Raw genomic sequence first — 11,505 nt, 5'->3', positions numbered from 1 at the left:
GGGGCGCGCCTTAGACCCTTCGACGAGCCTCGTGGTCTTCCTCCCTGCTCCAGCCTGTGAGGGCGGCGAACCGAGTGCTATCGCGTCAAGGTGCCCGAGGGCAGACGGTTGACCGGCTTCACGGTGGCCGGGCAGCGCGTGACCCTACTACCGGGCGAATATCACGTGCACCGCTTGCGGCCCAAGGCGGTGTTGACCGCAGCCGCGTTGCGCTTCGTTGGCGCTCATGGATGTGGCAACGACGTCCACATCAAGCTGCCCGACGACGCCGACGTGAGCAAGGTGCTGTCCGTAGAAGTACAGCCGGCCGAAGAGCCTTGTGTCCGCCAACGTCCCAGCGCTGGCCGCGACGTGCTCCATTCCGTCTAGTCGGGTCCTTGTGTTGTTACAGGTGAGGCAGGCACGAGGCTTGCCGTCCTACCTCCGGTTTGCCCGCAGTCTGGCAGTCCAGAGTGCCTCGCCTCCGGACCATCCTGCACAACAACTTTCGGAGACGTTTATGAATGAAACTTCCGTGGCTCGCGAACCCTTCGCAGCGCGTCCGAGCATCAATCCGATCTTGCCAGCTGAGACTGCCGGTCACGGCGTGTGCTGGGGTGCAATCTTTGCTGGGGCCGCCGGTGCCGCTGCGCTGTCCCTCCTCCTGCTCATTCTTGGTGTCGGGCTGGGCTTGTCGTCAGTCTCACCTTGGGCGAGCGAGGGCGTGTCCGCAGAAGCGTTCGGCTTTTCCACCATCCTGTGGCTGACGTTCACCCAGCTTGCTGCTTCAGGCATGGGCGGATACCTCGCTGGCCGACTGCGTTCGCGCTGGTCTTCGGTCCATACGGACGAGGTCTATTTCCGTGACACCGCGCATGGCTTCCTTGCCTGGTCAATCGCCACGCTGCTGACGGCTGGTGTGCTCGGCTCTGCCGTAGGCACGATCGTCAGCGGCGGCGCCAAGGCGGGCGCGGCGGTGGCCGGGACAGCTGCAACCGCGGTAGCTGTTGCAGCTCCCGCTGTTGCGAACGCTGCAAGCGCCGCCGGGAGCAATGGGTACTTCGTGGACTCTCTGTTCCGAAAGGACTCGATGACGGCCGCATCTACCGCTGCGTCGGCGAGCGCGCCGGCCTCCAGCGCATCTGCGATCGCCTCAACAACCTCGCCGCAACCTGGGCAGTCTGGCGACTCCGGTCAGCCGTCTGGCGAAGCGCTGAGGATCTTCGCCAACGCCGCAGCAGCCGGTTCCTTGCCTCAGGAAGATGCCCGATATCTCGGTCAGCTGGTTGCCCAGAAGACCGGCCTATCCCAAGCGGATGCCGAAAAGCGCGTGACAGACACCTTCAACCGCATGCAGGCCAAGGCCATGGCGGCGAAGGAAGAAGCGAAGGCGGCTGCCGACAAGGCTCGCAAGGCCTCCGCGATGGCGTCCCTGTGGTTCTTTGTCTCGTTGCTGGTCGGCGCCTTCGTGGCCAGCTTTCTGGCGACGCTCGGCGGTCGCCACCGCGACCAGTTCTAAAACACCTGGAGTACTGCAATGCGCTCTCTTCTTCTGTGGTTCCTGGGCGTGCCCATCCCCATCATCATCCTGATCGCGCTGTTTGTGCGATGACTGCTGACCACCGGGCTGCGCTCGCGACCGCCGCGGGCCAGCCGTTCCAGGCCTCGCTGGTTCGGGCTCGTGATGCCACGCAGACCTGCCTGTGCGCTCCTTTCGACGCCATGCGTGCTCAGTACGCTGGCGCCGTTCAGGCCGGTCTTGTGCCGCGATCCTTGCTGGCGTCCGCCCAGTTCGAGAGGTCGCTCGACAGTCTTGAAAAGCTTTGCCTTGGGCCGTTGGCCAGGCGACGCTGAACCAACGGCTTTTCCTTTCGCAGCGCCGGCGCGACCGGCGTGCGTGTCATCCACCTCGCTGAAAGACCACCATGGCCACACGCAAATCCGCGCCTCCGCAGGGGAAAGCAGCCGCGAAGGCTGCCGCTCGCAACACCGACAGCGCACCAGCGAATCCCGGCGATCCCGGCAACGACGAAGCCGCGCTGAGAGCGGCCGAAGTCGGCGAGATGGCCGCCGCGGTCCCCTTCAACGCCAGCAAGGCTGGCGAGCACGGCCAGGCAAATGGTCTCAACCCAGCGGCCGGCGCCACGGTCGAGCCGCCGTCCCGCCGTCCGACCGCCAGCACGCTGTCGGAAGCCAACACGTCGGCCAAGACCGGCGGCTCAGCCCCCGACGGCAGCAATCCGGCCACCGGCCCGCTTGACCGGGTGCGTGTCGACGGCGGTGGCCAGCCGCTGACCACCAACCAGGGTGTGCGGATCGCCGACAACCAGAACTCGCTGAAGGCCGGCACGCGTGGCCCCGTGCTGCTCGAAGACTTCATCCTGCGCGACAAGCTCACGCACTTCGATCACGAACGTATCCCGGAGCGCATCGTTCATGCTCGCGGATCTGCTGCCCACGGCTTTTTCGAAGCCTACAAGCCCATCCCGCACCTGACCAAGGCCGCCCCTTTCAAGGAGGCCGGCAAGATCACCCCGGTATTCGTGCGCTTCTCGACCGTCCAGGGTGAACGGGGCTCAAAGGACACCGCGCGCGACGTGCGCGGCTTTGCGGTCAAGTTCTACACCGACGAAGGCAATTGGGACCTGGTGGGCAACAACATCCCAGTGTTCTTCATCCAGGACGCGATGAAGTTCCCGGACCTGGTTCACGCCGTCAAGCCCGAGCCTCACCATGCCATGCCTCAGGCGGCTAGCGCGCACGACACCTTCTGGGACTTCGTGTCCCTGATGCCCGAGTCCACCCACATGCTGATGTGGGTCATGAGCGACCGTGCGATCCCGCGAAGCTACGCGACGATGCAGGGCTTCGGCGTGCACACCTACCGCCTCGTCAACGAGGCTGGCGAGTCCGTGTTCGTCAAGTTCCACTGGACGCCCAAAGCTGGCACGCACTCGCTGGTCTGGGACGAGGCCGTCAAGATCTCCGGGGCGGATCCCGATTACCACCGCCGCGATCTGTGGGAACGCATCGAGAGCGGCGCGTTCCCTGAGTACGAGCTGGGCCTGCAGGTTTTCACTGAAGAACAGGCCGACAAGTTCAGCTTCGACATCCTGGACGCCACCAAGCTGATCCCTGAAGAGCTGATCCCGATCCAGCCCGTGGGACGCATGGTGTTGAACCGCAACCCCGACAACTTCTTCGCCGAAACCGAACAGGTCGCTTTCTGCACGGCAAACATCATCCCGGGGCTCGACTTCTCCAACGACCCACTTCTAGCCGGCCGCATCCATTCCTACATCGACACCCAGATCAGTCGCCTGGGCGGGCCGAACTTCCACGAGATCCCGATCAACTCGCCTATCGCACCGGTGCACAACAACCAGCGCGATGGCATGCACCGCCAAGCCATTCACCGCGGCAAGGTCGCGTATGAGCCCAACTCGCTTGGCGGCGGCTGCCCATTCCAGGCTGGTGCCGCCCAGGGCTTCACGTCCGTGGCCTCACGCCTGCGTGCGCGCGAGGACCAAGCCAAGGTGCGTGCCAAGCCCGAACTGTTTGCTGAGCACTTCAACCAGGCGGCCCTGTTCTTCAATAGCCAGACACCGGTCGAGCAGGCCCACATCGCAGCAGCGTTCCGTTTCGAGCTGAGCAAGGTCACAGTGCCGGCAATCCGCCAGCGCGTCGTGTCCATGCTCCGCAACGCGTCTGAGGACCTTGCTGCCAAGGTGGCTGAAGGTCTGAACATGAACCCTCTGCCTGAACCGATGCCACGCGCGACGGATCGCAAGATCAAGCCCGAGGTCCAAACGTCACCCGCGCTGTCGCTCACCGCCCGTCCCGGTGACGGTTCGATCAAGGGCCGCAAGGTCGCGATCCTGGTCGCTGAAGGCTGTGTTGGCCAAAGCGTGGTCGACGTGCACGCGAAGCTTCTTGCGGCCGGCGCCGTTCCACGTTTCGTCGGCCCTCGAATCGGTCCTGTCGCCACGGCAGACGGCGTCGCGATCGAAGCTGACGCTTCTACGGAGAACGAACCGGGGTTCCTTTTCGATGGACTGGTGCTGCCCGACGGCGAGCCCGCCGTTGCCGCGCTGTCTTGGGATGGACACGCGATGGAAGCCATCCGCGACCAGTATCGCCACTGCAAGCCAATCCTTGCCCTCGGCACGGCGTCGCAGTTGCTCGACATCGCCGGCATCGAGCCTGCGTTGCCGAATGGGGAGCCGGATCCCGGTCTGACGATCGCGGCGGATGCGGCTTCCGGCGCGGCAGGTTTCATCCAGGGTCTGACCAAGCATCGCCATCCCGAGCGTGAAACCGACCCACCCGCCGTCTGAGGCCGCATCCCAGCCCACCTGTAGGAGGACTTCATGACCACTCCGACCACAGATCTGAAAGAGACGGGCGTGCTGGGCTCCATGCCCAGCACGAACACCGCGAGCTACGCCCGCCGGTCCACGCTGCTGACAGGTTTCGATCACTTCGCGTCGGCAGCGACACGGTGGTGTGGCACGCCCGTGGCGTTCTGCCTAGCGCTGGCCACGGTGTTGATCTGGGCGGCACTTGGGCCACTGAATTCCTATTCCGAGAAATGGCAGCTGGTCATCAACACCGGGACGACCATCGTCACCTTTCTGATGGTGTTCCTGATCCAGCAGAGCCAGAACAAGGACAGCGTGGCGTTGCATCTGAAGCTCAACGAGCTCCTGGCGGCGCACAAGACGGCGAGCAATCGGATGATCGGTATCGAGTCGCTCGATGAACAGGATCTGCGTGAGGTCGCAGCGTTCTACACGCGTCTGGCAGAACGTGCCAAGACCTCCGGCCCCATCAAGGAGGTTCACTCCATCGACGAAGACGGTATGCCGACTTCGGAACCTCCTGCGCGAGAGCACCAGTAAGGGCACGCGCTTTGCCACGTCCAAGGTCTGGAACTTTCTATCCACGCCTATGTCATTCCACCTCAGCCTCATCGACATGACCGCTGGAACCGATCAGCCCGCCCAGCGGCAACAACAGCAGCAGCAGCCGAGCCCAGAGCATCAAGGCCAGCAGTCCCAGCAGGGCTCGCAGCTAAGGCACGCCCGCATTCGCAGGCAGCAGTCGGTTCCGAATGTCATTGGGAACCAAGGTGTTGGTCGCACGGACGCGGCCAATCTTCATCCGGATGGTCTGTCCGAAGTCGACTGCTTCGATTGGTGACGATTTTCCCCGCGCCGCTGCGAGGGCAGCGGCTTTTCTTGCCACTAGCCAGTAGGACCTCTCATGCCAACCACCGCTACGAAGACCTCAGCCAAGGCGTCGAAGGGCGCTTCGACCAAATCGGCTGCCAAGAAGACCGCTGGGTCAAAGGCCTCGGGTGCACCGGACGCCGTCGACCTGCTCATTGCCGATCACAAGGAGGTGAAGGCACTCTTCAAGGAATACGACAAGCTCGTCAAGGCCGAAGCCGACTCCGGCGAAAAGGAGTCGATCGCGCTCCAGATCTGCGCCATGCTGACAGCGCACGCCACGGCCGAAGAGGAGCTGTTTTACCCCGCCGCCCGTGAGGTGCTCGGCGAGGACGAAGACTTGGTCGACGAAGCCGACGTCGAACATTCGAGCGCCAAGGAACTGATCGCCCAGATCGAGGCAGGTACGCCTGACGATCCCCTGTATGACGCCAAGGTCAAGGTGTTGGGTGAGTACATCGACCACCACGTGAAGGAAGAGGAAGGCGAGATGTTCCCCAAGGTGCGCAAGTCTGACCTGGACTTGGATTCCCTCGGGGAAGACATCGCCGCGCGCAAGGCGGAATTGCTCGGTCAGGCGGGCGATCCCCACTAACTATTGACGGCCCGGCGCATGGCGCCGGGCCAGTCCTCAGTTCACATCAGGCTGAACGCCAGCCTACGTCATCATGAAACGATTCAATTGCGAGCGCTGCGGCGCTCGCGTGTTCTTTGAAAACGTCACTTGTGAGTCCTGCAAGGCGCAGCTTGGTTTTATTCCCAACGAGCTCACGATGGGTGGGTTCGAATCGGAAGACGCGACCGATGAACCGTTGCAAAGGCTCTGGGTATCGTCTGATGTTCGCTACCGGCGATGCGCCCACCACGCCGACCCTGTGGCGTGCAACTGGATGGTCCGGTCGGACGATGTGGACCCGTTATGCACGTCGTGCAGAACCACCGAGATCTTTCCGGCGTTGAACAAGCCGGAAAACGGCGCCCACTGGTCGCGGATCGAGGCCGCGAAGCGGCGGATGACGTATGGCCTGCTCTCATTGGGCTTGACCATTCCCAACAAGAAGGTGGACCCCAAGAACGGCGTCGCGTTCCACTTCCTCGAAGAAACCGATTCCAAGCAGAAGGTGCTGACCGGCCACGACGATGGCGTCATCACGCTGAACATCGCCGAGGCAGATGATGCGCGTCGCGAGGAGGTGCGTACACGCATGCACGAGCCCTACCGTACCCTGCTCGGTCATTTCAGGCATGAGATTGGTCATTACTACTGGGACCGGCTCATCGCTGAGACGCCATGGCTGGACCGATTCAGAGCGCTGTTCGGTGATGAGCGTGCCGACTACGGCCAGGCATTAAAGCGGCACTACGACTCACCTCTTTTGGACTGGCTGGAGCGCTTCATCAGCGCGTATGCCAGCTCGCATCCCTGGGAAGACTGGGCCGAGTGCTGGGCCCATTACATGCACCTGTGGGACGGCCTGGAGACCGCAGCGGCCTGGGGGCTGAGGTTGGATGATGCCGTGCCGGACACGCCGCCGGTGCAGGCCACTGCCCTCGGCACTGCGGATCAGGATTTCAAGCTCAAGGTCGTCAGCTTCTGGCTGCCCATCTCGCAGTTCAGCAATGCCATGTCCCGGAGCATGGGAAGCCATGACGCCTACCCCTTCGTCATGCCAGACCCCGTTTTGGAGAAGCTGGAGTTCATCCATCATGTAGTCGCTGCAGGCGTCAGAGGCGATATCGAAATGAACTTCAGCCGTCACCCGGCAGAGCCTGTACAGCCTGGGGCGTGAGCTGCATCGACGGCGCCATCAGCTCGTCGGCCGCGCCCGAGTCCGCTTGCGGCCTCGCCATTTCCAGGCGCACGAGCAAGTTCTCTGAATCCAGCGACTGGTGTGCCATAGGTGTCGAGGTAACTGGCGGGTGAAGCCAGCCAGGCGAGCGAGCGGCCAGGTACGTCTGCTCCTAAACGGCTTGGGCAAGCATGCAGTAAATCAGGGCATACCTAACGGCGGCCAGCGCGAATTGCCGAGTTGGTGCGCTATCTGACAAAGCGTGAGCGCGGCGCCGGCAGTCAGCAGGCCGTACGTAACGACCGACATCGCGTTGACGCCGAAGGACGCAAAAAAGGGGCCACCAAGTGGTGTCCCCTTATTGCAGAGCGCGAATCTACTAAGCAGTGCGAAGCCGCATGTCAGCTACTAGGCGTCATGAAACACGCCTGGCACGCTTGGCCCGGCCGGCTGTCAAACGTCAGGTTCGCTGGTCAGAGCGTCCTTGATCGCGACTGGCGTTCGGTGCCTCATCGTTCCCTTGCGGGCCTGCAGGGTCCTGGCCCTGGCTGCCGTCGCGTTGCTGGCCACCACCTTGTTGCTGGTCCCTGCCACCGCGATCCTGCTGCTGTTGGCCTTGGCTGCCCTGCCGCTGCGCACCGCCTTGCTGGTTCTGGTTCCCGCCCTGCTGTTCCTGCTGACCTTGGCCGCTCTGACGCTGCGTCCCGCCTTGCTGGCCGCTAGTCTGGTTGTCGTCTTGAGGGCCGTCGTTCCGATTTTGCTGGCTCATGAATGTCTCCAATGTGGCGCCGAAGAATTTGCCCGGCATAACCAGCAGGCAAAGCAAATGCCTGTATTCCGCCGCACGCGTCTGGAGTACAGCCATCTTTGTTTCGCGCGGTTGTCTGACACGCACGTATCGCAGTTCGCCCTACTTTCAGGGCTCCAAGCCTAGGAGCAAAAACATGTCCGACGACAAATCCAAACCCGGTGGCCAAGACCGCAAGCGCATCAGCCTGTCTGAAGACTATGAAGTCCGCGACTGGTCCAAGAAGTTCGGGGTCACCGAAGAGCAGTTGAAGACAGCCGTCGCGGCCGTCGGGAATGACGCCGCTGCAGTGGAAGCCCACCTCAAGAGCACGAAGCGGTAGTCCCGTGCGGGTCGCCACTTGGAACATCAACAATGTCACCAAGCGGCTCGATCTGCTGCTCGATTGGCTTGCTCGCACGCAGCCCGACGTCGTCGCGTTGCAGGAGCTGAAGGCGACGACCGAAGCCTTCCCGACGGAAGCACTAGCTGCAGCGGGCTACCAGGCCCTGGCCGTTGGCCAGAAAACCTGGAACGGCGTGGCGCTGCTCAGCCGCAGCGACCTTGTGCCGGTGATCACGGCTCTGCCTGGCGATGCGAAAGACAAGGAAGCGCGCTACGTCGAAGCGGCGATTGACGGCGTGCTGTTCGGATGTCTGTACCTGCCCAACGGCAACCCGCAGCCGGGCCCCAAGTTCGACTACAAGTTGCGCTGGTTCGAGCGCCTGCGCAAGCGCGCCGCCGAGCTTTGGGCGTCTGGCGAACCCGTCGTGCTGTTGGGTGACTGGAATGTCGTGCCCACCGATGCGGACATCTACAAGTCCGAGTCGTGGAAGGACAACGCCCTGTTGCAACCCGAGTCGCGCGAGGCCTTCGCGAACGTTCTGGCCCAGGGCTGGACGGACGCGCTCAAGACGGCCATACCGGTCAACACGCCCTACACGTTCTGGGACTACATGCGCAAGCGCTGGGAGCGCGATGCGGGCTTGCGCATCGACCACATCCTGGTGAGTTCCAAGCTCCAGGTCGTCGACGCCGGCGTCGACAAGGAGGAGCGTGGCAAGGACAGCCCCAGCGACCACGCACCTGTATGGGCCGAACTCAAACTCATCAAGGCCAGGAAGGCGCCGGCGAAGAAGGCCGCAGCAAGAACGCCCAAGTCGGCCAAGGCGGCCGCTGCGCCCACGCGAGCCAGTGAACATGTGCCCCTCGAGCGCTACAACGCCAAGCGCGACTTCAAGCTCACCGCCGAGCCTGCCGGCGTCGTACCGCGCAAGAAGGCGAGCTCGGCCAAGGAACTCCAGTTCGTCATCCAGAAGCACTGGGCTTCACACCTGCACTACGACTTCCGGCTGGAGCTTGACGGCGTCATGGTCAGTTGGGCTGTGCCCAAGGGGCCGAGCTACGACCCCACCATGAAGCAGATGGCCATTCACGTGGAGGACCATCCCGTCAGCTACAACACCTTCGAGGGCGAGATTCCCAAAGGGCAGTACGGCGGCGGCACGGTCATCATCTGGGATCGCGGCACGTGGAACCCCGTTGGTGACCCGCGTGACGGCCTCGCCAACGGCAAGCTGGTCTTCCAGATGCACGGGCAGAAGATGGCTGGCTTGTGGGAGCTGGTCCGAATTTCAAAGCCGGGTGCCAAGAAGCAGGACCAGTGGATTCTGTTCAAGAAGCGTGGCGACGCGTGGGCACGGCCGATTGCTGAATACGACGTCATCAAGGCGCTGCCCGACAGCGTGGTCGAGAAGCCCCTTGGCCTGATCGAAGAGCGTGAGCCGCGCGCGCTGGCGGTCCGGGAACCGGCCTCCGGTCCCGACCTGTCCAAAGCCGTCAAGACGCGCTTCCCGGCATCGCTTGATCCCCAGCTTGCCACGCTGACCGCGGCACCGCCTGCCTCGGGAGCCTGGATCATCGAGAACAAGTTCGACGGCTACCGCGCCATGGTGAAGATCGTGGCGGGCAAGGCCCAGATCTTCACCCGCAACGGCAACGACTGGACTGCAAAGCTGAAATTGCTGGCCGCAGAAATTGAGGCGATCGGCATCGACAAGGCATGGCTGGACGGCGAGATGGTCGTCATGAATGAGCACGGCGTCCCCGACTTCAATCGCCTGCAGAACGCCTTCGACAACGCCCGCACCAAGGACATCGTCCTGTACCTGTTTGACGTGCCGGTGCTGGGCGACATGGATTTGCGTGAGGTGCCGTTGCGCAGCCGACGCATGGTGCTGCAGGAGCTGCTCAAGGGGAATGCGTCTGAGCGCATCCGCTTCAGCGATGAACTGCCGTCGACGCCGTCTGCCGTGCTGACGGCGGCCTGCCAGCTAGGTCTCGAGGGCGTGATGCTCAAGGAGGCAAATTCGCCTTACGTCTCGCGTCGAAGCGAAAGCTGGCTGAAGCTGAAATGCCAACGACGCCAGGAGTTTGTCGTTATCGGGTTCACTGACCGGACCAACTCCTCCCAAGAAGTGGGCGCGCTGCTGCTTGGGTACTACGACGACAGCGGCAAGTTGCGCTCGGCCGGGTCCGTTGGCACCGGCTGGTCGTCCGCTCAGGGACGTGAACTGCATGACCAGGTCGTTCGCCTGGAGACCAAGGGCCCTACCGTCGATCCCGACGAGGCCAAGCCAGGTCGCTGGTCCAAACGCGCGCGTGGCACTGAGCGGTGGGTTCGGCCTGAGATGGTCATCGAGGTCGCCTTCGGTGAATGGACACCCGACGGAAACATTCGGCACGCCACGTTCCGCGGCGTCCGCACCGACAAGCCTGCGAAGTCCATCCGGCGTGAACAGGCCTCAACCCCGCCCCCGGCAGTGACGCCGCCTGCCAGGCCCAAGACCTCGGTCAAGATCTCCAACCCCGATCGTGTCATCGACCCGTCCACTGGGCTGACGAAGATCGACCTCGTCCACTTCTACGAGAGCGTGGCCGACCGCATCCTTCCCCACCTGCGACACCGGCCGGTATCGCTGGTGCGCGCTCCGCAGGGCATCACCGGTCAGTTGTTCTTCCAGAAGCATTCTGACGCCAAGATCACCGGTCTCACCGAGTTGGACGCGGCCCTATGGCCGGGACACGAATCTCTGTTGTCCGTAGACAGTGTGGAGGGCTTAATCAACGCTGCTCAGCTCAACGTGATTGAGTTCCATACCTGGAACTCCACCTCTAAGCGAATCGACCAGCCGGACCGAGTCATCTTCGACCTGGACCCGGGAGAGGGCGTGACGTGGGCGCATATCCAAGAGGCAGCCGTGCTCACTCGCACGATGCTTGACGAGCTCGGCCTCCACAGCTGGCTTAAGACCAGCGGCGGCAAGGGATTGCACGTCGTCGTGCCGCTGGCGCCCAAGCTGGACTACGAGGTGGTGAAGGACTTCTCGCGTGCGGTCGTCGCGCACATGGCCAAGACCATCCCGCAGCGGTTCGTCGCCAAGAGCGGAGGCAGCAATCGCGTGGGCAAGATCTTCATCGACTACCTGCGCAATGGGCATGGGCAGACCACCGCTGCAGCGTTCTCGGCGCGGGCCCGGCCCGGCCTTGGCGTCTCGGTACCGGTGAGCTGGGACCAGCTTCCCACGCTGAAGAGCGGTGCCCAGTGGACCATCGCCACGGCGCGCGAGTACCTGTCCTTTGAGAAGACCGACCCTTGGACCGAATACTGGAAGTCCAAGCAGACGCTCGCCGCGGCGAGGAAGCGATTGAAGTGACA

9 protein-coding genes are annotated in these 11,505 nt (G+C 63.2%); all 9 read left to right on the top strand.

All coding sequences use genetic code 11. From position 1 onward, the window contains the following. The first annotated feature begins 499 nt into the window (after positions 1-499). Positions 500-1,498, top strand: coding sequence for a hypothetical protein (locus AC1D2H_RS14230; protein ID WP_478011412.1), 999 nt, complete (start codon positions 500-502; stop codon positions 1,496-1,498). Positions 1,499-1,904: 406 nt separating this feature from the next. Beyond that, on the top strand, positions 1,905-4,316 hold the full coding sequence (locus AC1D2H_RS14225; protein ID WP_478011411.1) for a catalase: 2,412 nt from the start codon (positions 1,905-1,907) through the stop codon (positions 4,314-4,316). Between the two features lie 33 nt (positions 4,317-4,349). After that, positions 4,350-4,880 (top strand): low affinity iron permease family protein, encoded by a 531-nt coding sequence (locus AC1D2H_RS14220; RefSeq protein WP_478011410.1) that lies wholly within the window; start codon positions 4,350-4,352, stop codon positions 4,878-4,880. A gap of 49 nt (positions 4,881-4,929) precedes the next feature. Further along, positions 4,930-5,181, top strand: coding sequence for a hypothetical protein (locus AC1D2H_RS14215; protein WP_478011409.1), 252 nt, complete (start codon positions 4,930-4,932; stop codon positions 5,179-5,181). 63 nt (positions 5,182-5,244) lie between these two features. Further along, complete coding sequence (locus tag AC1D2H_RS14210; RefSeq protein WP_478011408.1) at positions 5,245-5,805, top strand: hemerythrin domain-containing protein; 561 nt, start codon at positions 5,245-5,247, stop codon at positions 5,803-5,805. A 73-nt stretch (positions 5,806-5,878) separates the two neighbouring features. Further along, positions 5,879-7,000: a zinc-binding metallopeptidase family protein gene (locus tag AC1D2H_RS14205; RefSeq protein ID WP_478011407.1), complete on the top strand. Its 1,122-nt coding sequence runs from the start codon at positions 5,879-5,881 to the stop codon at positions 6,998-7,000. 559 nt (positions 7,001-7,559) lie between these two features. After that, a complete protein-coding gene (locus AC1D2H_RS14200; protein WP_478011406.1) occupies positions 7,560-7,934 on the top strand; it encodes a hypothetical protein in 375 nt (124 codons plus the stop codon). 10 nt (positions 7,935-7,944) lie between these two features. Next, positions 7,945-8,130, top strand: coding sequence for a DUF3606 domain-containing protein (locus tag AC1D2H_RS14195; protein WP_478011405.1), 186 nt, complete (start codon positions 7,945-7,947; stop codon positions 8,128-8,130). A 4-nt stretch (positions 8,131-8,134) separates the two neighbouring features. Next, the gene (gene ligD / locus AC1D2H_RS14190) at positions 8,135-11,503 is read left to right on the top strand and encodes a DNA ligase D (RefSeq protein WP_478011404.1); all 3,369 of its coding nucleotides are present in this window, start codon (positions 8,135-8,137) and stop codon (positions 11,501-11,503) included. Positions 11,504-11,505 lie beyond the last annotated feature (2 nt).

It is taken from the genome of Roseateles sp. P1_C1_2, from assembly GCF_056406535.1.
Note: the sequence above shows the minus strand (reverse complement) of the source record. Positions and strands in the feature narration are given on the sequence as shown.